The organism is Aliiroseovarius sp. (genome assembly GCF_965228805.1).
Taxonomy (GTDB): Bacteria; Pseudomonadota; Alphaproteobacteria; order Rhodobacterales; family Rhodobacteraceae; genus JASBTN01.
In genome coordinates, this window is record NZ_CBDDIE010000003.1 from 1,058,424 (window position 1) to 1,081,385 (window position 22,962).

A 22,962-nucleotide genomic window follows, 5' to 3' on the forward strand; every position below is an offset into this window, starting at 1 on the left:
GCTCAGTCCTTCGCAGCCTCCCCCGCGGGATCGACATCCTCCAACATGCGCAACTCGCGCTGCGGGAAGGGGATCGAAATGCCGTTTTCCTGGAACGCGTCCCACAGGGCCAGGTAGACATTGCCGCGAATATTGGTGAGCCCCCCGGTGGGATCGTCGATCCAGAAGCGCAGGATGTAGTCCACGCTGCTGTCGCCGAAACCGACGATATGACAGACCGGCGGGCGGAAGCTCAGCACCCGGTCCACGGACGAGGCCGCGCCGATGGCAATCTTGCGCACCAGATGTGGGTCATCGTGATAGGCGGTGCCAAAGAAGATATCGAGCCGCACAAAGGCGTTGGTATGCGACCAGTTCACCACCTGCCCGGTGATCAGATCCTCGTTCGGGATCAGGTATTCGCGCCCGTCCCGCGTGACCACCGAGACATAGCGCGCACCCAGCGACTGGATCCAGCCGAAGGTCTCGCCCAGGGAAATCACGTCCCCCGGCTTGATCGACTTGTCCAAGAGGATGATGACACCGGACACCAGATTCGACACCACCTTTTGCAGACCGAAACCCAAGCCCACGCCGATGGCACCGGACAGCACAGCCAGCCCGGTCAGATCCGCGCCGATCGCCTTCAGCCCGATGAAAAAGGCCGCACCATACAGAAGCACCTGTGCGAACTTGATCACCAGCACCTGCATCGAGGGCGAGATATCCTCGTTCTTTTCGATCCGATGCGAGGTAGTGCGCGAGATAAAGCGCGCACCGGTGAACAGGATCGCAGTGATCACCAGGGCTCGCACAACATCCAGGGTTGAGACGCGCATGTCCCCAACCTCAAGGGCAAGGTTGTCCATCACCTGCCCGACCGCCTCGGTCAGGCCGAGGTAGTAGAGCGTGACATAGATCCACAGACCCCACATGATCAGGCGGCGCAGGAACTTGTTCTGCACGAACCAGGCCGCCACGCCCACCAGCAGCCAGGCGGTGGCCAAGGTGGCCGCCAGGCCGATCAGGTAGGAGCGCGAGGGCCAGGTGACCTCACGCATCACTGCAACGGTCACCCAGGCCACGGCTACGAACAGGATCAGAGGCACCCGTTTTCGGATGTGGATCGCCAGGCGCAGACGCCATTTCGGCCAGCCCTCACGCGCACGCAGCCAGGCCTCGATCCGCGGTCGCAGATACCAATTGCCGACGAAGGCCACGCCGACAAGGACCAAGATGATCCCCAGCTGATAAAGCCGCCAGGGCAACAACAGGGTCTGTCCGAAGGCAATCAGATCGAACAACAACCCCTCGACCTGCTCGCGCAGGGTGGCAACCGTTTCTATCGGGTCGACCGGTTCACCTGTTTCGACCGGGGGGGCGTCCTGCTCCATGTGCTCTCCTCTTCGGTGCATGATGCACGGGGCACACTTGGGCGTCCACCCTTGCGAGGAAGGCATGAAAGGAGTATCTGACCATCATGACTCGGATTATCGACATGGACGACCGCGCGCGCCTGCCTTGGCGCTTTCACGGCGCGACGCTGACGATCCTCGCCCTGCTATGAGCGGCGCGGGGCCTTCCCGCATTTCCGAGACCACGACATTCCACAGCCAAACTACGGGAGCACTCCGTATGTCTGCCAAGACACTATACGACAAGATCTGGGACGCCCATGTCGCCCACGAAGCCGAAGACGGCACCTGCCTGCTGTATATCGACCGCCACCTGGTTCACGAAGTGACCAGCCCCCAGGCCTTCGAAGGCCTGCGCATGGCGGGCCGCAAGGTGCACGCACCGGACAAGACCATCGCCGTGCCGGACCACAACGTGCCGACCACCGAAGGCCGCGAAGACCCCGCCCAGATGACCGAAGAAAGCCGCATCCAGGTGGAAGCGCTGGACAAGAACGCCAAGGAATTCGGCGTGCATTATTACCCGGTGTCGGACATCCGCCAGGGCATCGTGCATATCGTCGGGCCTGAGAATGGCTGGACCCTGCCCGGCATGACCGTGGTCTGCGGTGACAGCCACACCGCCACCCACGGCGCCTTCGGCGCGCTGGCCCACGGCATCGGCACCTCGGAAGTCGAACACGTTCTGGCCACCCAGACGCTGATCCAGCAGAAGTCGAAGAACATGAAGGTGGAAATCACCGGCAAGCTGAAGCCGGGCGTGACCGCCAAGGACATCACCCTGGCCGTGATCGGTGAAACCGGCACCGGCGGCGGCACTGGTTACGTTATCGAATACTGCGGCGAAGCGATCCGCGATCTGTCGATGGAAGGCCGCATGACCGTCTGCAACATGGCGATCGAAGGCGGCGCGCGCGCCGGCCTGATCGCGCCGGACCAGACCACCTACGACTATGTCAAAGGCCGCCCCCACGCCCCGAAAGGTGCCCAATGGGAGGCCGCTCTGGACTGGTGGAAAACCCTCTTCACCGACGAAGGCGCGCATTTCGACAAAGTCGTCACCCTGCGCGGCGAAGACATTGAACCGGTCGTCACCTGGGGCACCTCGCCTGAGGACGTGTTGCCGATCACCGGCGTCGTGCCCTCGCCCGAGGACTTCGAAGGCGGCAAGGTCGAAGCGGCCCGCCGTTCGATCGAATACATGGGCCTGACCCCTGGTCAGAAACTGTCGGATATCGAGATCGACACCGTCTTCATTGGCTCCTGCACCAACGGTCGCATCGAAGACATGCGCGCCGTGGCCGAGGTCGTGAAAGGCAAGAAGATCAAGGATGGCATCCGCGCCATGATCGTGCCGGGCTCCGGCCTGGTGCGCGCCCAGGCGGAAGAAGAAGGCCTGGCCGACATCTTCAAGGAGGCCGGTTTCGAATGGCGCCTGGCGGGGTGCTCCATGTGCCTGGCGATGAACCCCGACCAGCTGTCCGAGAACGAGCGCTGCGCCTCCACCTCGAACCGCAACTTCGAGGGGCGCCAGGGCTACAAGGGCCGCACCCATCTGGTGAGCCCGGCCATGGCGGCCGCTGCCGCGCTGACCGGTCGCCTGACCGACGTCCGTGACCTGATCTGAGGAGTCGAAACAATGGAAAAGTTCGAAAAACTGCACGGTATCGCGGCGCCCATGCCGCTGGTGAACATCGACACCGACATGATCATCCCCAAGGTGTTCCTGAAGTCGATCCAACGCACCGGCTTCGGCGCGAACCTGTTCGATGAAATGCGCTTCAACCGCGACGGCACCGAAATCCCCGATTTCGTGCTGAACAAGCCGCAATACCGCAAGGCCGAGATCCTGGTCGCCGGTGACAACTTTGGCTGTGGTTCCTCGCGCGAACACGCCCCTTGGGCGATTGCCGATTTCGGCATCAAGTGCATCATCTCAACCTCGTTTGCCGACATCTTCTTCAACAACAGCTTCAAGAACGGCATCCTGCCGATCGTGCTGCCGCAAGAACAGGTCGACATCCTCATGGCCGACGCTGAAAAGGGCGAAAACGCCCGCATGACCGTCGACTTGGAAGCGCAGGAGATCACCACCTCGGACGGTCAGGTGATCCCGTTTGACGTCGATGCGTTCAAGAAGCACTGCCTGCTGAACGGGCTGGATGACATCGGGCTGACGATGGAAAAGAAAACCTCGATCGACGCGTTTGAGGAACAGGCCGCGCAGGCCCGCCCCTGGGTGTAATCGCCCGGCGCCTTGTGCCCGAAAAGGGCGCAGACACAAGATGATGGGCCGTCCCACGGGGCGGCCCTTTTTCCGTCCGGCCATTGATGCAGGAAAGCACCAGTTCGGCCACGTTCCCGCCCAAATAGTTTCCGAAGCTTTAACAAGAGCTTGTGGTGAGTGGTGAATGTGGGCAAGAATGTGGCAAAGATGAGGCAGGCCGTCACAATTGGCGGCATCAACACGGAACAAGGGCTCGGCATCGCATCGCGCCCGTCCAGGTTGAGGAAAGTAGAGCAGTGATCTCACAACTGACAGGCGCCCTCGTGCGCGCGTTTCTGATGGTGATTCTTGTCGCCACCCCGTCGCTTCTGGTGCCGGGCACCAGCGCGGATACGGCGCAGATCACGGCTCTGGTGGCGATCTTTGCCGCCGCGCTGACACTGTTCGAATACGCCTCGACCTATCCGGGTCTGGTTGAGTTTCGCGATGCGCCGCCCTTCAACCGCATTCGGTTCCTCAGCCTCTTCACCACCATCTTTCTTCTGTCGGTGATCGCACGCGGCCATGTGCTGCCGACCACCGCAACCCAGTTCATCACCGCCATCGGCCACCTGATCGGCCAGGCGCTGGACTTCCCCTATTCGCCGGTGCGTCTGCTTGTGCTGATGCTGCCGTCTGACGCAGGCCCGGCCGAGGTTGAAGCGCTGCGCACGGCCGCAGGGATGAGCTATCTGATTTCGCTTCTATCGCTGGCGGTTTTCATTGCCGCCCTGCGCGTGATGGGCTGGCCCGCGCAATTCGGCGGCTTCAACGTCTGGGTCAACCTGCCCACCTTCGACCCGACCGCCGGGGGCGACGTGGTCGACCGGTTGGAGCGGGACGCGCGGATCAACATCGCCCTGGGCTTCCTTCTGCCCTTCCTGACCCCCGCCGTCGTCAAGGCCGCCGCATCGCTGTTCGGCTCGGTCTCGATGGCCAATTCGCAAACCCTGATCTGGACGGTGGCAGCATGGGCCTTTCTTCCCGCCAGCCTGTTCATGCGCGGCATCGCCATGGGGCGCATTGCCACGATGATCAGCGCCGAACGCAAGCGCAATTCCTCGGCAGCCAAGGACGGCAGCTTGCTGCACGCCTGATCCTGGCCGCGAGCCTCATCGCCTGCCCCGCCTCGGCGGAGACCCTTCGCATTGCCACCTTCGACACGGAACTGGGCCGCAAGGGCCCGGGCCTTCTGCTGCGCGACATCCTGCGTGGTGAGGATGATGTGCAGGCGGTGATCGCCACCCTGGTCGAGGTCCGCCCGGACGTGGTGCACCTGATGGGCCTGGACCATGACGTGGAAGGCCATGCGCTGAGCGCCCTGCAACAGGCCCTGGCCGAGGCCGGGCTGGACTATACCCACGCCTACGCCGCCCAGCCCAACAGCGGCTTGCCCAGTGGGCTGGACATGGATGGCAACGGTCAGCTGGGCGAGGCCCGCGATGCCCAGGGCTATGGCCGCTTTACCGGCGACAGCGGCATGGCGGTGTTGTCGCGCCACCCGATCGGCTCGGTGCAGGATTTCAGCGCCTTCCTCTGGGCCGACCTGCCCGGCGCGATCCCGCCCGTGATCGACGGGCAGCCCTTCCCATCACCCGAGGCATTCGCCGCCCAACGCCTGTCCTCGGTTGGCCATTGGGATGTCGAGGTTCTGACCCCCGACGGTTCCCTGCGCCTGCTGGCCTTTGCCGCCGGGACGCCTCTCTATGACGGGGACGAAGACCGCAATGGGCGTCGCAATCACGATGAGGTCACATTCTGGGTCCGCTACCTGGACGGCGACCTGCCCTGGCCCAGGCCGCCACAGCCCGTGGTCGTGCTGGGCCGCGCCAATGTCGACCCGTTCGACGGCGCCGGACGGCTGGAGGGGATCCGGGGCCTGCTGGACCACCCGCGCCTGCAGGATCCCGAACCGCGCAGCCTTGAGGCCGAAGCCCAGGCCACCCCCGGCCACCTGGGCGACCCGGCGCTGGACACTGCCGACTTCAAGGATCCGCGCCCCGGCAACCTGCGCCTGGACTATGTGCTGCCCGATGTCCGTCTGACCGTGACCGGATCAGGTGTTTTCTGGCCCGAGGACAGCGAGAAACGCCACCATCTGGTCTGGGTCGACGTCACCCTGCCCTGACCATCCCTTGACCAAGCGCCACAGGGGCTTTACCCAACGCCGGAAGGTTTTTTCAGCGAAGGATCGCCCCCATGAGCAACCCCTCCCTCCTCATCCTCGCCGGTGACGGCATCGGCCCCGAAGTCATGGCCGAGGTGCGCAAGATCATCGACTGGTTCGGCGACAAGCGCGACGTGAAATTCGACGTGTCCGAGGGGCTGGTCGGCGGCGCCTCCTACGACGCGCACGGCACCCCCCTGACTGACGAGACCATGGCCCAGGCCCAGGAAGTCGACGCTGTCCTTCTGGGTGCCGTGGGCGGCCCGAAATACGACGCGCTGGACTTCTCGGTGAAACCCGAACGCGGGTTGCTGCGCCTGCGCAAGGAAATGGACCTGTTTGCGAACCTGCGCCCGGCCCAGTGTTTTGACGCGCTGGCGGACTTTTCGTCGCTGAAAAAGGACGTGGTTGCCGGTCTGGACATCATGATCGTGCGCGAGCTGACCTCGGGCATCTATTTCGGTGAGCCCCGCGGCATCATCGAGGAGGGCAACGAACGCGTCGGCATCAACACCCAGCGCTACACCGAATCGGAAATCGCCCGCGTGGCGCGCTCGGCGTTCGAACTGGCCCGCAAGCGCGGTGGCAAGGTCTGCTCGATGGAGAAGGCCAACGTGATGGAATCGGGCATCCTGTGGCGCGAGGTCGTGACCGAAGTGCACCAGGCCGAATACCAGGATGTCGAACTCAGCCACATGTATGCCGACGCCGGCGCCATGCAGCTGTGCCGCGCGCCGAAACAGTTCGACGTGATCGTGACCGACAACCTGTTCGGCGATCTGCTGTCGGATGCTGCCGCCATGCTGACCGGCTCGCTGGGCATGCTGCCGTCGGCCTCGCTAGGCGCGCCGATGGCCAATGGCCGTCCGAAAGCGCTGTATGAACCGGTACACGGCTCCGCCCCGGACATCGCGGGCGAAGGCAAGGCCAACCCCTGCGCCTGTATCCTCAGCTTCGCCATGTCGCTGCGTTACAGCTTCGATATGGGCACCGAAGCCGACCGCCTGGAAGCCGCAGTGGAACAGGTGCTGGCCGACGGCGTGCGTACCGGCGACTTGCTGAACGAGGAAGGCGTCGCACCCACCTCGACCAGCGACATGGGCGACGCCGTGATCGCAGCGCTGGACGCCAGCCTGTAATCGCACCCGCCCCTGGGCGATTCGCATCAAAACCGGCCCCTCGGGGCCGGTTTTTTCACGTTTGCGCTTACCCTCCTTGCGCAATCCTCTGGCACATAAAAGAAAACCCCCGATCCAACGAAATGGGGCTTGCCACCAACCCAAATAGAGGCTATCCCGCCCGCCACGGTCGGAGTGTAGCTCAGCCTGGTAGAGCACTGTCTTCGGGAGGCAGGGGTCGGAGGTTCGAATCCTCTCACTCCGACCAATAAAATCAAAGAGTTACCTCTTCCTCCCTTGAGAAATTGTCTCGGTTTTGTCTCGGAAATCCATAGATTTCTGCTTAGACCTATTCGCAAAACCTTTGCCTAATAGAACACCCCCCAACCAAAGCGTTCGAAATCCAATCGCCATACGAATTTGGCTCTGCTAGCCTCGATCTGCCTTGGTATTGTCGTAACCAAGAGCATCGCGATGCTCTTCAGCAATGGAGAGATCGTGATGAGGATTTTATCGAAACGTCAGCTGAAGGAGCTGGTCTTGTATTCGCCGCAACATGTCGCACGCTTGGAAAAGGCAGGCAAATTCCCGAGAAGGGTACAGCTGGGCCCGAACAGGGTGGGATGGGTTGAAAGCGAGGTACTAGAATGGCTTGAGCGCAGACTGGCTGCTCGGGATACCCCGCCCGACACTCCTGCATAGGAGCCGGGTGGCCAGGTGTGCACAGCCTGGTCACCCACAAAGGGCGGGATGCGGAAGTTCGCTGCGATCAGCACCAATGTTGGTTAGGCGAGAAAGCGGAACTAAAACGTTACTGGTCCAATTCACGTTCCTGTTTCGCTCGAACTTCTTAAGATCTAGAAGCCAATGACTTTTGTGTGCGGTCCGATCATGCTGGCATGCGTCAGTACATCGTAACCGTTGCAGAAACTCGAGAACTCGAAATCGTAAGCGTCACCATTAACATCCGTCAAAACTTGCACGGACGAACCAAGCGGGCCACGCTTGTTGAAGCTTACATATTTGCAAATCTCTGAGAATACAGCATCCTCAGTGATGTTTGAAAACTGCTGATTGAAGCGCCCTGACGCAAAAAAATAGGCGACGTTGCCCCTTCCTGCTCTCGAACAGAAACCATGGTGGCGAGGGTGCACGCTCATCAAGCCCAGTGTGGGTGTTTCGGTGGGGCTAGTATGTACAATTTGCCAAAGTGTCGTGGTGAGCGTGTTGCCGAAGGCTTTTCCGCTCGCGCTTGCTCTCTTCCAATCGAATCCTTGGCTATCGCGCCATTCTGTTGCAAAGCGGTCGCCTAGGAAGATCAGGCGACGCGAGCCATAGTTCGCTTCAGCCTCCATTTCATCGTGGCACGATGGGCTAATGGTTTCATCATTATCTCCCATCATGAGAGGTTTGTGCCAAGGGATGAAGTCGTGTGCGATCTCGTGACCAATAAGAAATCGTTTCTTGAGATCCGCAACATCATCATCAATGAAAATTTGCCGTTCTGTGGGCAATAGAATGCCCCTTAGTCCCACCTTGGAGACAACGTCAAACATGCGCTTGGCGTTGCTCATGATAGTATTCCCAGCCATCACCACTTGGTGGGAAATTTCATCAAGCAAGTTCAGATCGGCCTTGCTGTAATAGGACAAGTCCAATTTCAGCAGCTCTCTGACATCTTCAAGCCTAAGGGGTGGCTCTGGGTTGTCGAGATCGCGCAGGATACGATCAACGGCGATATCGATATCCTGCGCGGAAAACGGGTCGATCTGATACTGGTTATTTGGCATCCGTTTTGTCGCTACCTTTGTACTTTGCCAAGAACTTCACGAAGTCATTGAATCCGCGTCGTTCTGCCCTGCTAAGATCTGACAACCCATCCGAGCTTGCAGCAAAACGATACGCCGCCTGCTCAATTTGTTCGTCCACGTTTGCGGCATCAGGCACCAACCTAACGAGGTTACTGGCTGGAACCTCAGAGTAGTTGGCAAGTTGATGCAGGGTACGAGAACGAGGCCCGTATCGTGGGTCCTTTTCGATAGTCTCAATTTCGTCAGGACTGACGCGCAAGCGATCTGCCAACTGGTTGACAGTCAGCTTATCGCGCCTTCTCAGTTGGAACACAAACAAACCAAGAACGCTGTCGATTTGCGGCTCTTCGGTATGCGTTTCCGTGTCTGACCGAGCATTTTTTATTGTATTTACGAAGTCTGCTGCTCGACGAATAGGCGTCCCGATCTCGCATACGTCGCCTGGATCATCAGCTACACGGTTGTGTAGCCATTCCTCATTAAACATTAACTTCATGATCGCCCTCCTTTTGTCGACGGTTGGTTGCTCAAGAATGCAGCTGCCTGAGTTTCGGACAGCTCGAAATATCGTAGACCGCCATATGTTGGGTCCGGTGGGAACTCCGTCATGCCAATCCTGCGACGATAGAAACTCTCCGCACCTGTCAGAGAGTGTAACCCGACACGACCTTTGAAGCCCTCACTCATGCTGAGGCTCACGGCGGTCGCAATCATTAGTTGTCCGCAGCCCTTAAAACGAACAGGGTCCGACTTGGCCTGCCGGTTCCATGGAGCTGTCGCTAGCAGATCGATGTAAACTAATGGCAAGCGTGGATGGTCTGGGTGAATGCTAGTGCACTTCAAACCGCCCTTCATTGCTAGCATCACTGCTTGCGTCGTGTTTTCAGCCTCCAGCACAAACACATCAAATAGAAGAGGGTCATCTTCAGCTCGAAAGAGCTTCTCGTCCCACCTCCAATGAGCATCTTGTGCGCCTGGCGCTTGATCAAACCAGGCACTCCAGTCTCGATCAATATGGTCGGCATTTGATTTGTCTGCGCCTCGGTATAGCTCAACGCTAACGTTGTTGCCCGAATTGTTTTGCGGTAGCTGAAAACTGCGAAGTATTGCCTTCATAAAACCATCAACTCGGCTTTCTCTGATTTGTCAGCGTTTTCCACGAAAACCTTGTCACCATTAGCTAGGCGGTCATCGACCGACTTGTAAAGCCTCAGTGCTTGGCGAACGAGTGCGGTTTTAGACAAACCCTTCTGATCGCAAAGAGCTTCCAGAACAGCCATTTCCGCTTCCGTTAGATTCAAAGTCATAGTGCGTTTCATGCGGGCCTCCTACACGACGTGATTAGTAATTTCAAGCCAAAAAGTCAACCAAAAATACTCAATAAATAGCTAGACAATAGCTAAAAAATGAGCAACTTTTGAGCTGCCTAGACGAAAAGGAGAGATTCTATGGCCAAACGAAACCAACATGTTGTCCCGCATGATCGAGGATGGGCAGTACGGGGGGCTGGTGCTCAGCGTGCGTCATCCGTGCATTCGACGCAGAGTGAAGCGATCTCTGCTGCTCGCCAAACTGCTCACAATCAGGGATCTGAATTGTTGATCCACGGTCGTAACGGTCAGATCAGAGCGCGCGATTCCCATGGCAACGACCCCTATCCGCCGAAAGGGTGAGAAATGACTGTAAGATTTAAGTTCAAAGGCCGGACATTCTCATCTGCGAGTTCATTGAAATCTGCCTTGCGGCAGGAAATGCGGCGGAATGTCGATCAAGCGGTCCGCCGTGCAGCTTCTGGTACAGGTACGACTGTGCAGAAAACACATGATGGCTATCGCCTGAATGGCTCCCCTGAACAGCTTGCGCGCTTCAATAAGCGGCTGGGGAGATGATCCTCTTCTGAAGGGCATCGCGTTATGCCCTTCAGTGCTATTATTTGCACAAATCCAGTTAGATGATTTTGGCTTTACCGCCTCAACGGAAATTGCTTTTCGCGATACGCAGATAGCTGGCATTGGCGCCCGTTCAGAAAACTAGTCCTTACCCACACGTCAGACCTTGCGGCTCTTGGAAGCCCGCAAAACAACCAATGTCCGATTTAGGGAAGCCGCACCGCAGCAGGAGACGACATGCGAAGGTCCGCTCTGGGCCGTGGTTAGTCATGGAGCGGTATAGTCGCAAATCCCGTTAAACTAGGCGCAGCCCATTTCCAGCGGGTTCGCGTCCAGGGATTACATCCCTGTCCAGATTTGAGACGAATGTTGATGTCAGGTCCTCGTAGAATCTTGGAGATTCAAAATACCAGCGGTGGGATTCCGTCGTGCCGTGTAAATCTGGACTGTTCTTGTAAAGGTTGGAACAATCAAGATTGACCACCTTTTCTGATCTATCATCTGGCGCACCCACTCGACCGAGGCGCCGCGACACGCCAACGCGTTTGATCTCGGAGATCGAAAGAACCTCATCATGCTTACTGAAGTAGTTTGTGATACGGGTAGCGCGTCGGATCATCGATCTGGAGTTTGCGCTCCCATCTTTCATGGACTTACGTGAGATATCTGCGGCGACGAGAGCAATTTGGCTCATAGTCCAGCTTGTTTGCGCGGTAGCATGGTCATCATCAGCATAGTCAAAGGCCTCTCGAACCAAAAACGCACCCATGGAATGCGCCAGAACATGAACGTTCACATCGCAGTCTGGCTCCTGCCTTTCGGCAAAGGGACGGATTGATCAGCCCCACCTAAGTGGTCCAGTCTGAATGTTAGTGCATGATTGGCCTGGGTTCCATCGGGACGATGGTTTCCGGGGCCGGTGGGCGGTAGCCCAAGGCACTATGTGGCCGTTTGGTGTTGTAGTGCTTCCTCCATTGTTCAATCAGGATTTGCGCCTCCCGTAAGCTGTAGAAGACTTCACCATTGAGCAGCTCGTCGCGGAACCGGGCATTGAAGCTTTCACAGTATCCATTCTCCCATGGTGATCCCGGTTCAATGTAAGCGGTCTTGGCTCCGACGGCTGCAATCCAGTCCCGGACAGACTGTGCGATAAACTCAGGGCCGTTATCGGAGCGAATGAAAGCAGGGACACCACGCAGGATGAACAGGTCCGTCAGCGCGTCGATGACCTCGGTCGAGTTCAACTTCCGCTGCACACGGATCGCCAGACATTCCCGACTATATTCATCCAAGATGTTGAGGGTGCGAAACACCTTTCCATCATCCGTTCGATGATGAACGAAGTCATAGCTCCAGACATGATTGCGATACTTCGGTCGCAGCCGGACGCAAGAACCGTCATTCAGCCAGAGCCGCCCTTTTTTGGGTTGCTTCATCGGTACTTTGAGCCCCTCGCGTCGCCACAGACGTTCGACACGCTTGTCGTTCACCAGCCAGCCTGCATCTCTCAGCAAAGCGGCGATCCGGCGATAACCATAGCGACCATACTGGCGCGTCAGCGCGATCATGTCGGCCACCAGGCGATCTTCGTCAGCACGCCCAACAGGCATCCGTCTTTGTGTGGATCGATGCTGTCCCAAGACACGACAAGCGCGACGCTCTGAGATGTGAAACTGGCTTCGCACATGCTCAACGCAGGCGCGGCGACGCGAAGGGCTCAGTAGTTTCCCCGTGCGGCCTCCGATAGGATCAGCTTGTCCAGCGTCAGGTCGGACACGGCCCGGCGCAAGCGATCATTCTCTTTCTGGAGCCGTTTGAGTTCTTTCAGTTGGTCGGTTCCCATACCGCCATATTGCTTACGCCAGCGGTAAAACGTCTGCTCGGTTATCTGCACCTGGCGGATCGCATCAACTCGCGGCATCCCTTGGCCGCATAGCACCTCAACCTGCCGCAACTTCGTGACAATCTCTTCCGGTTTGTGGCGATTAATTCCCATCTTTGATCCTCCGTTTCCTAACTATAGGGGCGGACCACTTCAGTGGGGGAGGATCAGTGTCGAGTGGGAGCACAGGAGCTATCAATCTTCACATAAGTTGAAGAGATTTTCAGCACAGAGCTGGCTTTTTTGCTTGTAAGTTTAGGGTCCAGATTTCTGAGGGGCCTGGTTGGGGCGAGAAAACTCTTTCAACAAACGTATTCGGGGTGTCCACAATATCCGGGGTCTGGTTGATTTTTTGATCCGCTTTCACTTAAGGGTTGCTGAAATCTCTCCCGTGGTTATCTCCATGTGGTTGCAGAAAGCCTTTTTAGAACCGAGGTTTGGATAATTGGCACTTGAGAAAGAAGCTTACGAACAGAATTACCAGCAGTTCCGGTCGCTCAATCAGATCATGTGGCAGGTGCCTGTACTTGCTATGTCCCTAACTGGTGGGCTGTGGTTCGGTGTATCAAAACTTGAAGACAAGCCATTGCTCTCTGTAATGCTGCTGCTAACTGCTGTTATTGGGAACGTGACGCTTGCACTCGTGTTGATGCGTTTTAGGTACGTAATGTCACTGTACCTCAACAAGCTAAAGAGTGCCTATCCGGAAGGATTTGTGGATGCTGGCCAGCCAGACTGCACTAAAGGAAGCTTCCGAAAATTCTTTACTGTCCAAGAGCGCGTTCGACAATTGTTCTCACTCATGCTTTATTGGGCAGCAGGAGCTAGTTTCATCTTGCTCTCAACGGAATGCTACTTCTGGTACGGGCGCTATGTTGCTTCTGATATGAACAAAGGTATTGATTTCTACGAAAGGCACGCCGCCGCGCTTGCTGATGGATATGAGTCCGTGGCATTTGAAGATGCGTATCCGTTTCTTGTTCCGGTTTTTTCTGGTGATCCGCTCACTGTTCTTGATGTCGGCGCAGGAACTGGAAGGGACGCAGCATGGGTGGCTGAGAGGGGGCACGAGGTAGTTGCCGTTGAGCCGTCGGCAGCAATGCGGAGGATTGCGAAATCACTGCATTCTATTGAACGAATCCGCTGGGTCGATGCCGAGCTTCCAAGTTTGGAAGCTACACATCTGGTCCCTGGAACGTTTGACGTGGTTTTAATGCATGCGATGTGGATGCATGTTGCGCCGAATGATCGAGGTCGAGCTCTGGCGCGGATATTTGAACTTACGGGCGTCGAGGGTCGTGTTTTCGTTTCCCTCCGTCTTGGCCCCCACGACAGGGAGCGAGGTATGTATCCTGTGGTTAACGAGGAGTTCATTGGGTTGGCTGAATCGACCGGGTTCTCTGTTGTCTATCACGGTGAGTTTGCGGACCTATTGGGGCGCAAGGAAGTTGTTTGGAAGATGTACGAGCTTAACAAGTGAGGAGCTTGACACCCGCTATGGGGAAATTATGCGCATCAAATCAAATGATTTAGCCGACTTCATCAAGTACTTCGTGAATCCGGAAAACGGCCTCATCTATTATCTCTTCGTTCGTATCACGACCTAGGCTGAATCTTATCGACGAACCAGCTTCTTGCTCGTCTAGGCCTATTGCGTGCAACACATGTGATGGTTCAGGTATCCCGCTCGCGCAGGCTGCACCCGTTGAGGCTGAGACAATCGGTTGTAGAGCCCCAAGAATGTCTTGCGCAGAAAATCCGCTAAATCGGATGTTGGCATTACCAGGATGCCGCTGACCTCCTAAAGGCGGACCGTTCAATGCAACCGGATAATTTAGCATTGTCAGTTTCTGCACAAACCGATCCCGCAGCCTTGCTTGCCGTGCTCGTTCGAGTGCGGCTAAATCACCGCCAAAAAGCGTACTTGCCGCTCCCATCCCCACGCAAAGAGGGGTAGGAAGTGTGCCCGACCGGAGGTGGTTTTGTTGCCCTCCACCAAAGATCAGTGGTTCAATTGATGTCTGTATATCACGTCGGATATACAATGCACCAATCCCCATTGGACCATACATCTTGTGTCCTGAAAGGCTCGCCAAATCAGTGTGTGTGGCTATCTGTGCCGTATCCATGGCGCAGGGAGCTTGTGCACAGTCACAATGAAAAAGCGCGCCATATTTGCCCGCGATCTCGCCAATCCTTTTTATGTCTTGGATGGTGCCGATTTCGTTGTTCACAGCCATGGCTGAGACAACTAAAACATCGTCGTTAATGCTGTGAACAAGATGTTCAAGATCAATCTGACCAATGCTGTTGACCTTTAGTGTTTCAATCTTAAATCCGAGCTGCTCTTGGATCGCTCGGCCTGACGCAAGCACACATTTGTGCTCAATGGGACTCAAGAGAATCCTGCGGCGATTGTTGGTAGCCGCGCGACGGGCAAGCCCGAATAGAGCAAGGTTGTTGGCCTCAGTTGCACCTGAAGTGAAAATGATCTCATCTGGATCAGCGCCGACCAAAGTCGCTACTTCGTTTCGAGCCAATTCAACTGCTTGGTCCGCTTGCCATCCCTTGAAATGGTCAGCTGAATGTGGATTCCCAAAGAATTCGGCAAAATATGGGGACATCCTCGCAAAAACTTCCGTGTCTATGGGGGTTGTTGCTTGGTGGTCAAGATAGAGCATTTCGCCTCAAAAGTATTTATTTACGGTGCCTTACTCGAAAATTGCTACTTCGGAGTTCATCACTCGAGCAGACTATCCTAGCCTGGGGACGCCATCCAGATCGTTGATTGACCCTACCAAATACAGTGGTCTATTGTCGACCTGGATCATTCCTCCAGTTCCAAGGAAAATCAATGCCACGCGGGCCAGTTTTTTTAGACGACTACACTCCACAGCTCTCGGGTCATGAGACATTCCCGCTTCGATATGGTTGGTTGAAGAAGGCATTTGATGCCGTCAATGAATGCGATGGGCAGCCGGGAAACAAATCGGTATTCCTGTCGGGCGAAGCGATTGCCCGGTTTGGTCTTGGCAAAAACATGGTCGCATCAATGCGACATTGGGCTGGCGCTGCAGGCGTCATAGAAGATAGCGATGAGCCCAACACTGTCAGGACAACCGCGCTTGGGCGGAAGATCTTTGGAAAAGATGGCCTCGATCCATATATGGAGGATCCGGCAAGCTTATGGATGGTCCATTGGCAGATCTCAGGCCATCCAAAGAAGACGACGTGGTACTGGAGCTTCAACAACTATCCTGGAGCGACATTTGAGCGAGAGAATCTGGTAAAAGGCATTGAAAAAGTTGCGAAAGATCGCAGCTGGAAGAGAGTCTCGGCCTCAACAATCAAGCGTGATGTCGAATGCTTTGTGCGCACATACGGAGCGCGAAATACTGTGCAAACATCTTATGAAGATGCTCTGGAATCGCCGCTTGCGGAGCTTGGTCTCGTGAAGTCGGTTGGGAAAAAGGATGGGTTTCGATTTGTGCGAGGTCCAAAAGCCACTCTTGGTGCGGGTGTATTCCTGTACGCCCTCATCGACTTCTGGAGGGGCTATTCACAAGCTAGTACACTTTCCTTCGAAGCTATCGCGCATGAGCCTGGGTCCCCGGGGCGCACCTTCCTACTTGACGAAAATGATGTGGCAGGAAGGTTGCTGTCGCTCGAAGACTTCACGAACGGGGTTTTCCGTTGGTCTGAAACTGCTGGGTTGAAGCAGGTCATCCGAGATGGAGAAATCAGCGTTGATGAAGCACTAGGCTTTATTAACGCTGACTATCGCGTCGCATTGGAAAAGGGGGCGGCATAATGAGCCTAACTGGACGCGTCTACATCGCCCGCCGATTTCAGCGTGCGGTACGCATTGATTCTGACTTTGGTGATGCGAAAGCTCTTGAAGGCTTCGTATGTCCGAAATCTTCGGAGGAAGTGCTGACGGCCACCGCTCGTCACGTAGCTCAAACTGGTCATGGTGCCTTCACTTGGACTGGTCCGTTTGGTAGCGGAAAGTCAAGTCTTGTGGTGGCTCTTAGTGCGCTATTGGGGCCAGATGAGGCCCTTCGAAAGCAAGCTTCCACAGCAATTGGGCATGAAGCAGCAAGGGCTGTTTTAGCCGCACTCCCACCCAAGTCAGACGGGTGGCGTATTCTCCCGGTCGTGGGGCGGCGGGATGATCCCGCCGTAGTCATTGGCGAAGCCCTTGAAGCTGCCGGGTTTTGCCGCGGCACCAAGGATAAGAGGTGGACCGACAAGTCGGTAGTTTCTGAGCTCTCTAGAATTTCTACCAGCCGTCCCAATAGTGAAGGTGGATTAATCCTGTTCATCGATGAGATGGGCAAGTTCTTGGAAGCAGCTGCTCACGCTGGATCGGATGTCTATCTTTTTCAGCTCCTTGCTGAAGCGGCTTCGAGAAGCGAGGGTCGGTTTGTTTTAGTGGGCATTCTGCACCAGTCGTTCGAGGATTATGCTGGTCGCCTATCCCGTGAGATGCGTGATGAATGGTCCAAAATTCAGGGGCGATTTGTTGATTTGCCAGTCAATATCGCTGGTGAGGAGCAAATTGAGCTCGTTTCGCGCGCGATCGAGAATAGTCGAGGTCCGGTTTCGCCTGGTAAGCGCGCCGCGTTGGTGGCTGCTGAAATCAAAAGGCGCCGACCTGCATCGTCTGCATATCTCCCGGAGGTCCTGGAGGGGTGTTGGCCAATTCACCCCGTTGTGGCCTGCCTGCTCGGTCCAATTTCGCGCCGCCGCTTTGGGCAAAACCAACGCAGTATTTTTGGTTTCCTAAACTCAGCAGAACCTTACGGCTTTCAAGACTTCGTTCGTCGCGCTTCCGATGAAGATGTATTTGAACCGGACCAGCTTTGGGACTACCTACGTGCCAACTTAGAGCCCTCAATCCTAGCCTCTCCTGATGGCCACAGGTGGGCACTGGCGTCTGAGGCAATCGAACGCTGCGAAGCGCTTGGGGGTGATGAATACCATATCCGGGTTTTGAAGGTGGTCGCCGTAATCGACTTGTTCAAAGAACGCTCCGGGTTAGTCCCGAACATGGCGTTGCTTTTGTGTTGTGTGGGGGGGCTCTCGGAGGAGGAAATTAAGCGAGCCCTCCAGCAACTACAAAAATGGTCACTGATAATTTTCCGCAGATTCTCAGATGCATACGCAGTGTATGCGGGCAGCGACTTTGATATCGAAAGTGCGGTAGGTGAAGCCCTAGAGCATATCCGGGAACTCGATTTTGCCGTACTACAGAAACTTGCTGGATTGCAGCCAATTTTGGCTAAGCGCCACTATCACGAAACGGGTTCTTTTCGGTGGTTTGACGTCCAACTTGCACCGGTGAAGGATCTTGTTGAGAACGCTGCAACGTTCGAACCGCGCAAAGGAACGATCGGGCAGTTTTTGTTAGCGGTACCCACGGAAGGTGAAAGCGCGGAGCGTGCACAAAAAGCTTGCCGTGAGGCGGCGCGCCTTTCCAAAAAATGGGACATCATTGCGGGTATATCGCAGCGAGCTTGGGCAATCACTGATCTTGCACGGGAGCTGATTGCTCTAGAATCCGTAAAAGACGAACATCCAGACCTTGCGGGTGATCCAGTGGCTCAGCGGGAAATAAGTGCACATCAGGCTGCATTACAGGGGCATCTAGAAGCAGAACTGCGCCATGCGTTTGACAACGCTACCTGGCATCGAAAGGGCAGAAAAGAACAGCATTGGCGTAGTGCTGAACTCAACGGCATTGCTTCACAGCTCGCAGATGTCCGCTTCTCAAAAACCCCTCGCATCCACAACGAGCTTCTTAATCGTATCAAGCCTTCAAGCAACGCCGTCGCTGGTCAAAACGCACTCCTGCGCCACATGGTTGTGAATGAGGGTCGTGAGCGACTCGGAATCGAGGGCTTCCCTGCAGAAGGGGGGCTGTTCGCCTCACTTCTAGAGGCAACGGGCCTCTATTCAGAACACCAACATGGCTGGCGTTTTGTAGCGCCCGAGAACGGGAGGGATCCATGTGGATTAGCGCCGCTATGGGCTGCGGCGGCTGAATACCTTACGGACTGTGAAGACAGGACAGTTCATGTCTCCGAGATCTATGATCTTTGGTCGTCACCACCGTTTGGGCTGAAAGAAGGGCTCATGCCGGTGCTCGCAGTGGCCTTTATACTGTCACGGCGGGACAAAATAGCTATCTATCGGCAAGGCGTCTTTCAGCCACGTTTCAAAGACGTTGATGTGGAGATGCTAGCAACGGATCCCACCGAAGTTCAGCTTAGATGGATGGATCTGTCGGAAGTTGCCCGAAAACTGTTGTCGGGCATGGCAGATGTCGTTCGAGGCCTTGATGAAAGCAATAGCCTTTCTCACCTGACGCCGATTGACGTAGCGCGCGGGCTAATATCTGTTTTCGAACGGCTTCACGCTTGGACAAAACGCACGACCCGACTTTCAGCCAATGCTGTACATGTGCGCAACTTGTTCAAACATGCGAGAGACCCAAACAAATTCCTGTTCGATGACATCCCAGCTACATTTGGGATAAAGACCGGGTTGGTGGAAGAAGCTGATCTGTCTTCTATTGTGGACGACGTCCGCGACGGCCTCAAAGAACTCACAACCGCTTACCCCTCGATGTTGCACAGACTCATGGAATTGATGCTTCAAGAGCTGCAAGTCCCAAATGCATCTCCACAAGCTTTGGCGGAATTGCGTACAAGAGCCGAAAACATCAAATCACTCGGCGGCGACTTTCGGTTGGATGCGTTCGTAGCGCGGCTTTCACAGTTTGATGGCACAGTTGCCGATATTGAAAGCATCGCAAGTTTTGCCGCGGACAAACCACTTCATGCTTGGACCGATCCAGATGTTGACAAGGCTGCAATCGAAACCACGGCGCTTGCGCAGCAGTTCATTAGGAATGAATCCTTCGCACGCGTTAAGGGTCGACCCGACAAACGTCATGCTATGGCTGTGGTGGTTGGAGTTGATGGAAGACCTGCCCCGCTCCACGAAGAATTCACGATTACTGATGCAGATCGACAAGCAGTTGACGACTTGATCGCACGAGTGGGGGCGACACTATCCGAAGCCGATCCTGACCGGCGCAATGTCATCCTTGCAGCTCTCGCCGAGTTGAGTGCTCTCTATATGGATCCTGTTTCTGAAAACGTGTCAGGTTCAGGAATAGATGAGAGGGTAGTACCATGACCCCTTCGGAGTCTACAAAACATGTTCTCGGGCTATCTGGTGGGAAGGACAGCGCCGCTTTAGCCGTTTACATGCGTCAACATCATCCGGAACTCGATATCGAGTATTTCTTCACAGACACTGGTAAAGAGCTGCCCGAGGTTTACGAGTTTCTTGGGAGGCTGGAAGGGTTTTTGGGCAAAACAATACTTAGGCTGAATCCTGACCGCGATTTTGACTTTTGGCTAAAACGATACAAGAGCTTCTTGCCATCTCCTCAAACTAGGTGGTGCACTCGACAGTTGAAACTTAGACCATTTGAGCATTGGATCAGACCTTTGCTCGATGATGGCATGTTGGTTCATAGCTACGTGGCAATTCGTGCAGATGAAGAATATCGCGAAGGCTACAGTTCAAAAAACGCCAACTTAGTGGTGAAGCTTCCGTTTAAGGAAGATGGGGTGGACAAGGCGGGGGTGCATGAGATTCTCGATGACTCGGGGCTTGGATTGCCACGATACTATGACTGGCGATCCCGAAGTGGTTGTACATTCTGCTTTTATCAACAGAAGATCGAATGGGTCCGCCTAAAGGAAAACCATCCGGAAGCATTTGAGGAGGCGAAGTCCTACGAAAAGGATGCTGTTGCCCACGGCTCACCGTTTACGTGGTCTCAAGGCGAATCCTTGGACGAGCTCACAAGGCCGGAAAGAGTGGCTCAGATCAAAGAGGACTACGAGAAAAGGTTGGAGCGCCTGCGTGCTAAAAAACAAGACAACCCTCTTCGAAACCACTCCGAAACGATAGATATTGATGAACTGTTTGGGCAATCAAAAGCTTGTTTGGCTTGTCACAAGTAAACCAAGGGGAAAGTGTGCTTTCTAGAACCTAGCTCTTATTCCAGCCACCCATGAAGGTTTTTCCAAGCTATTTCGGACAGCCTAGCAGAACGCTTGTTAACGAGCTCTAGATCCCAACTGCTGGTAAGCTTTGACAAAGGCACAAGCAACGGTGAGTAATTTGCGCTCGCTAGGACTTCTTCGCCTCGACCAGGTAGATCAAGATCTTGTGCTTTAGCCTCAGCGCGCACATCGTCGAATTCCTGCGCAGTGCGTGCTGCCAGCGCTTTGAAACCTGCGCGTTTTTTTGTCCAAGAGTGATTAGACATAACAATATTCTGGTCTTTGGGAAGAAGTGTAAGATTGCCTAAAGTATCTACGGTGTCGTGATCCTCGTAAATCTTCTGATCCCAGTTGGACCCAATTCCCCTTTGTGGAGCAACATGTTCGATTTCCATTGCTGAGAGTTCCCGCCAGGCCTCAGGTTCCATGGTTTTATGAAGTCCTGAACGACCTGGAATGGTCAAGCCAGGGTTGCCGGGATCAGCTTCTGCATCTTTAGATGCAGCGGCAATCAGGAATTGGGCTGTCGGGCGAGACTTCGAGTAAATCGGGCACTGTACAACCCTTTTGGACCAATCAGATTGGTTATCAATTTTCTGCTCGGTTAAAGCGGCAGCCAACGCTTGTTTAAGCAGCGTAACATCGATGGTGCCTGTGCGGCCCTTTGGGTCCGCAGCCAGAGCGCTGATACCGTCCCCTTCAGCCATAACGCGTCGATATACAGCGTCGATGTTGTTGGTTGTACCAAAGGCACCGCGCCAGATCGCAGTGAATGCAGCGCATGCCTTTATTGCTGCTTCCAAGTCTGTAATTGCAGACCGCTTCGCATCGGGCTCGACGGCCGATAGTACGCTTCCATAGAACCGAACCAACGGAGCTATTGTTACTGTATGGTTGAGGCTGCGTAGATACTCGAAAGCTACTTTCGCCTCTGGATCGTTGACCGTGCCGAGATTAGCCTCACCCGCTACGGCCCAAGCATTCGACATGAATTCTGCCACATCTCCTAGCCGACGTACAAAAGCCTGCTGGAATTCAGGAGAGCCATCGGGGTCTTCGAACCTTTGGCGAAGATAACGTCGCTGTTCATTCAGTTTTGTGCCAAGTTTCTGGCCAGTGTCTGACAAGGCAAACGAAACCAACATTGCTGATGTGGCCTTCTGAACTTTGTCAGTCTGCTCTATAAATTGGTCTAGGTACCCTTTGATACGCAGAACCTGGATATGCGCCATAGAGTTCTCATAGGCTTCGAGGCCAACGGATTCGATAATCCTTGGCTCGAATGTTTCGAAGGCTGTAAGAGGTTCCCCAGTCGTATTTAGTGCTTCAAACATGTCGAAAGCATCATCTTCACTACCAGTTTGTACAACTGTGAATGCCATCCTTTGTTGCGCGTAGTGTGCAAAAATCAAACAGCAAAATGCGTCCCGGAACCTCCTATCGGCTACTGTCTCATCAAGTGAATTCAACCGTTCAACAACTGCAGCCGGTATTTCGTAGCCCAAGAGCTGCGTACCGAACTGAGGAACAACAGCTTGCTCTACAAGGTTTGCTTGCTCTTCCGATGGCTTTCCTAGTCGCTTCAACCGATTGACAATATGGCTGAATATCTTCTCTACATTGCCAAACGTATCCTGATTTTCCGCGCTCTTTTTCGGCTTGAACTCCTTTTGAGAGGTATCCTCGGTCTGAGAGTGTTCGATGTATTGCCAAATTAGACTAGCTATCGCACCGTCGTACTTCGCGGTGTCAGGTTGAGACGACCAGACATCGACAAACGATCTAATCAATCGAGGATAGTATCGATGCAGCCCTTTTCCGGTGCGGCGGTCCAAAATAATGCAATCTTGTAGCTCTGGTGATAGCTTGTCGAGCTCCGTTTTTAGCCAGCCATCCGCTTCGGTTCCGTCCCTCTCAAGTCCTTTCCGAAGTTTGGCTATTTGGTTGTGCAGACCGACGAATATCAGGATGAAAGTTGAGAGGCGCTGTTGCCCATCAATGATTGTCATCACAGATCGCGGCATTTCATTCCGATGAACGGGCTTAACTGTGGCGTAGGTTGTGTCGTGAATGGCAATCACTGTTCCGAGGAAGCTGATCGTTTGGGGTCGTGCTGGAAACTGACAAAGACCGTGCAATACATCCTCGAAAAGACGATCCACGTTGCCTTTGTCCCACCGGTACTCTCGTTGGTATGCGGGAATGTAGCAACCTTGGCCTGGCTCAAGCAGGAACTCTCGAACACTGCGAGGATTGGCGCGAAAGGCGTCTTTTACATCAATGGTCATGCCGAATCTTGTTCCTGCAAAATGAGTTAGCGTTTAGTAATTGTTATCAGAACATATATG

General features: G+C 55.1%; 21 protein-coding genes and 1 tRNA gene. 13 read left to right on the forward strand and 9 right to left on the reverse strand.

Annotated elements, in window-relative coordinates:
- Positions 1-2: 2 nt before the first annotated feature.
- Positions 3-1,373, reverse strand: coding sequence for a mechanosensitive ion channel family protein (locus ACO07D_RS06485; protein WP_421702141.1), 1,371 nt, complete (start codon positions 1,371-1,373; stop codon positions 3-5).
- 241 nt (positions 1,374-1,614) lie between these two features.
- Here ACO07D_RS06485 and leuC point away from each other — a divergent pair, with 241 nt between their 5' ends.
- The 7 genes from leuC to ACO07D_RS06520 all read left to right on the forward strand — a co-directional run bounded on the left by leuC (position 1,615) and on the right by ACO07D_RS06520 (position 7,647).
- The gene (leuC, locus tag ACO07D_RS06490) at positions 1,615-3,021 is read left to right on the forward strand and encodes a 3-isopropylmalate dehydratase large subunit (RefSeq protein ID WP_421702142.1); all 1,407 of its coding nucleotides are present in this window, start codon (positions 1,615-1,617) and stop codon (positions 3,019-3,021) included.
- A 12-nt stretch (positions 3,022-3,033) separates the two neighbouring features.
- Positions 3,034-3,639, forward strand: a complete 606-nt coding sequence (gene leuD, locus ACO07D_RS06495) for a 3-isopropylmalate dehydratase small subunit (protein ID WP_421702144.1) — start codon at positions 3,034-3,036, stop codon at positions 3,637-3,639.
- A gap of 320 nt (positions 3,640-3,959) precedes the next feature.
- Positions 3,960-4,757 (forward strand): hypothetical protein, encoded by a 798-nt coding sequence (locus tag ACO07D_RS06500; RefSeq protein WP_421702146.1) that lies wholly within the window; start codon positions 3,960-3,962, stop codon positions 4,755-4,757.
- Positions 4,758-4,867: 110 nt separating this feature from the next.
- Positions 4,868-5,788 carry an endonuclease/exonuclease/phosphatase family protein gene (locus tag ACO07D_RS06505; protein WP_421704998.1) on the forward strand — a complete coding sequence of 307 codons (921 nt, stop codon included), beginning with the start codon at positions 4,868-4,870 and terminating at the stop codon, positions 5,786-5,788.
- A gap of 71 nt (positions 5,789-5,859) precedes the next feature.
- Positions 5,860-6,966 (forward strand): 3-isopropylmalate dehydrogenase, encoded by a 1,107-nt coding sequence (gene leuB, locus ACO07D_RS06510; RefSeq protein WP_421702148.1) that lies wholly within the window; start codon positions 5,860-5,862, stop codon positions 6,964-6,966.
- Positions 6,967-7,136: 170 nt separating this feature from the next.
- Positions 7,137-7,213: transfer RNA gene (locus tag ACO07D_RS06515), tRNA-Pro, on the forward strand.
- A gap of 233 nt (positions 7,214-7,446) precedes the next feature.
- Positions 7,447-7,647 (forward strand): helix-turn-helix transcriptional regulator, encoded by a 201-nt coding sequence (locus ACO07D_RS06520; protein WP_421704999.1) that lies wholly within the window; start codon positions 7,447-7,449, stop codon positions 7,645-7,647.
- Positions 7,648-7,802: 155 nt separating this feature from the next.
- Here ACO07D_RS06520 and ACO07D_RS06525 read toward each other — a convergent pair whose 3' ends face one another.
- Genes ACO07D_RS06525 through ACO07D_RS06540 form a run of 4 tightly spaced genes read right to left on the reverse strand, consistent with a single transcriptional unit; the run spans position 7,803 to position 10,075 of the window.
- Entirely contained in the window at positions 7,803-8,735 is a 933-nt protein-coding gene (locus ACO07D_RS06525; RefSeq protein WP_421702149.1) for an ImmA/IrrE family metallo-endopeptidase, read from the reverse strand.
- Positions 8,725-9,252, reverse strand: coding sequence for a helix-turn-helix domain-containing protein (locus tag ACO07D_RS06530; protein WP_421702150.1), 528 nt, complete (start codon positions 9,250-9,252; stop codon positions 8,725-8,727). The genes ACO07D_RS06525 and ACO07D_RS06530 overlap by 11 nt, the downstream gene beginning before the upstream one ends.
- Positions 9,249-9,872 carry a hypothetical protein gene (locus ACO07D_RS06535; RefSeq protein ID WP_421702151.1) on the reverse strand — a complete coding sequence of 208 codons (624 nt, stop codon included), beginning with the start codon at positions 9,870-9,872 and terminating at the stop codon, positions 9,249-9,251. The genes ACO07D_RS06530 and ACO07D_RS06535 overlap by 4 nt, the downstream gene beginning before the upstream one ends.
- The gene (locus ACO07D_RS06540; RefSeq protein ID WP_421702153.1) at positions 9,869-10,075 is read right to left on the reverse strand and encodes a ribbon-helix-helix protein, CopG family; all 207 of its coding nucleotides are present in this window, start codon (positions 10,073-10,075) and stop codon (positions 9,869-9,871) included. The genes ACO07D_RS06535 and ACO07D_RS06540 overlap by 4 nt, the downstream gene beginning before the upstream one ends.
- Positions 10,076-10,204: 129 nt before the next feature.
- On the opposite strand from ACO07D_RS06540, the gene ACO07D_RS06545 reads away from it, so the two are divergent.
- Positions 10,205-10,429, forward strand: coding sequence for a DUF2188 domain-containing protein (locus ACO07D_RS06545; RefSeq protein WP_421702154.1), 225 nt, complete (start codon positions 10,205-10,207; stop codon positions 10,427-10,429).
- A 166-nt stretch (positions 10,430-10,595) separates the two neighbouring features.
- On the forward strand, positions 10,596-10,790 hold the full coding sequence (locus tag ACO07D_RS06550; protein ID WP_421702156.1) for a hypothetical protein: 195 nt from the start codon (positions 10,596-10,598) through the stop codon (positions 10,788-10,790).
- Between the two features lie 150 nt (positions 10,791-10,940).
- On the opposite strand, the gene ACO07D_RS06555 is transcribed toward ACO07D_RS06550, so the two are convergent.
- Both ACO07D_RS06555 and ACO07D_RS06560 read right to left on the reverse strand, forming a co-directional pair.
- Positions 10,941-11,441 carry an alpha/beta hydrolase gene (locus tag ACO07D_RS06555; protein WP_421702158.1) on the reverse strand — a complete coding sequence of 167 codons (501 nt, stop codon included), beginning with the start codon at positions 11,439-11,441 and terminating at the stop codon, positions 10,941-10,943.
- Between the two features lie 73 nt (positions 11,442-11,514).
- A protein-coding gene (locus ACO07D_RS06560) for an IS3 family transposase (protein WP_421702160.1) occupies positions 11,515-12,641 on the reverse strand; the annotation gives its coding sequence in 2 pieces (ribosomal slippage) (positions 11,515-12,377 and positions 12,377-12,641; 1,128 coding nt in all).
- A 331-nt stretch (positions 12,642-12,972) separates the two neighbouring features.
- Between ACO07D_RS06560 and ACO07D_RS06565 the strand changes: the two genes are divergently transcribed.
- Complete coding sequence (locus ACO07D_RS06565; protein WP_421702161.1) at positions 12,973-14,007, forward strand: class I SAM-dependent methyltransferase; 1,035 nt, start codon at positions 12,973-12,975, stop codon at positions 14,005-14,007.
- Positions 14,008-14,056: 49 nt separating this feature from the next.
- On the opposite strand, the gene ACO07D_RS06570 is transcribed toward ACO07D_RS06565, so the two are convergent.
- On the reverse strand, positions 14,057-15,208 hold the full coding sequence (locus ACO07D_RS06570) for a cysteine desulfurase family protein (RefSeq protein WP_421702162.1): 1,152 nt from the start codon (positions 15,206-15,208) through the stop codon (positions 14,057-14,059).
- 173 nt (positions 15,209-15,381) lie between these two features.
- Between ACO07D_RS06570 and ACO07D_RS06575 the strand changes: the two genes are divergently transcribed.
- From ACO07D_RS06575 to ACO07D_RS06585, 3 genes are read left to right on the forward strand one after another with little or no spacing between them, the layout of a single operon-like run.
- A complete protein-coding gene (locus ACO07D_RS06575) occupies positions 15,382-16,338 on the forward strand; it encodes a DUF4007 family protein (RefSeq protein WP_421702163.1) in 957 nt (318 codons plus the stop codon).
- Complete coding sequence (locus tag ACO07D_RS06580; protein WP_421702164.1) at positions 16,338-19,733, forward strand: hypothetical protein; 3,396 nt, start codon at positions 16,338-16,340, stop codon at positions 19,731-19,733. Before ACO07D_RS06575 ends, ACO07D_RS06580 begins: the two co-directional genes overlap by 1 nt.
- Positions 19,730-20,572 carry a phosphoadenosine phosphosulfate reductase family protein gene (locus tag ACO07D_RS06585; protein ID WP_421702165.1) on the forward strand — a complete coding sequence of 281 codons (843 nt, stop codon included), beginning with the start codon at positions 19,730-19,732 and terminating at the stop codon, positions 20,570-20,572. Before ACO07D_RS06580 ends, ACO07D_RS06585 begins: the two co-directional genes overlap by 4 nt.
- A gap of 35 nt (positions 20,573-20,607) precedes the next feature.
- Here ACO07D_RS06585 and ACO07D_RS06590 read toward each other — a convergent pair whose 3' ends face one another.
- A complete protein-coding gene (locus ACO07D_RS06590; RefSeq protein ID WP_421702166.1) occupies positions 20,608-22,902 on the reverse strand; it encodes a DUF262 domain-containing protein in 2,295 nt (764 codons plus the stop codon).
- Positions 22,903-22,962 lie beyond the last annotated feature (60 nt).

What these genes read in the sequence shown, in the direction of transcription:
- ACO07D_RS06485 (WP_421702141.1), bottom strand. Translation starts at nt 1,373, where the DNA reads ATGGAGCAGGACGCCCCCCCGGTCGAAACAGGTGAACCGGTCGACCCG.
- leuC (WP_421702142.1), top strand. Translation starts at nt 1,615, where the DNA reads ATGTCTGCCAAGACACTATACGACAAGATCTGGGACGCCCATGTCGCC.
- leuD (WP_421702144.1), top strand. Translation starts at nt 3,034, where the DNA reads ATGGAAAAGTTCGAAAAACTGCACGGTATCGCGGCGCCCATGCCGCTG.
- ACO07D_RS06500 (WP_421702146.1), top strand. Translation starts at nt 3,960, where the DNA reads ATGGTGATTCTTGTCGCCACCCCGTCGCTTCTGGTGCCGGGCACCAGC.
- leuB (WP_421702148.1), top strand. Translation starts at nt 5,860, where the DNA reads ATGAGCAACCCCTCCCTCCTCATCCTCGCCGGTGACGGCATCGGCCCC.
- ACO07D_RS06520 (WP_421704999.1), top strand. Translation starts at nt 7,447, where the DNA reads ATGAGGATTTTATCGAAACGTCAGCTGAAGGAGCTGGTCTTGTATTCG.
- ACO07D_RS06525 (WP_421702149.1), bottom strand. Translation starts at nt 8,735, where the DNA reads ATGCCAAATAACCAGTATCAGATCGACCCGTTTTCCGCGCAGGATATC.
- ACO07D_RS06530 (WP_421702150.1), bottom strand. Translation starts at nt 9,252, where the DNA reads ATGAAGTTAATGTTTAATGAGGAATGGCTACACAACCGTGTAGCTGAT.
- ACO07D_RS06535 (WP_421702151.1), bottom strand. Translation starts at nt 9,872, where the DNA reads ATGAAGGCAATACTTCGCAGTTTTCAGCTACCGCAAAACAATTCGGGC.
- ACO07D_RS06540 (WP_421702153.1), bottom strand. Translation starts at nt 10,075, where the DNA reads ATGAAACGCACTATGACTTTGAATCTAACGGAAGCGGAAATGGCTGTT.
- ACO07D_RS06545 (WP_421702154.1), top strand. Translation starts at nt 10,205, where the DNA reads ATGGCCAAACGAAACCAACATGTTGTCCCGCATGATCGAGGATGGGCA.
- ACO07D_RS06550 (WP_421702156.1), top strand. Translation starts at nt 10,596, where the DNA reads ATGGCTCCCCTGAACAGCTTGCGCGCTTCAATAAGCGGCTGGGGAGAT.
- ACO07D_RS06570 (WP_421702162.1), bottom strand. Translation starts at nt 15,208, where the DNA reads ATGCTCTATCTTGACCACCAAGCAACAACCCCCATAGACACGGAAGTT.
- ACO07D_RS06575 (WP_421702163.1), top strand. Translation starts at nt 15,382, where the DNA reads ATGCCACGCGGGCCAGTTTTTTTAGACGACTACACTCCACAGCTCTCG.
- ACO07D_RS06580 (WP_421702164.1), top strand. Translation starts at nt 16,338, where the DNA reads ATGAGCCTAACTGGACGCGTCTACATCGCCCGCCGATTTCAGCGTGCG.
- ACO07D_RS06585 (WP_421702165.1), top strand. Translation starts at nt 19,730, where the DNA reads ATGACCCCTTCGGAGTCTACAAAACATGTTCTCGGGCTATCTGGTGGG.
- ACO07D_RS06590 (WP_421702166.1), bottom strand. Translation starts at nt 22,902, where the DNA reads ATGACCATTGATGTAAAAGACGCCTTTCGCGCCAATCCTCGCAGTGTT.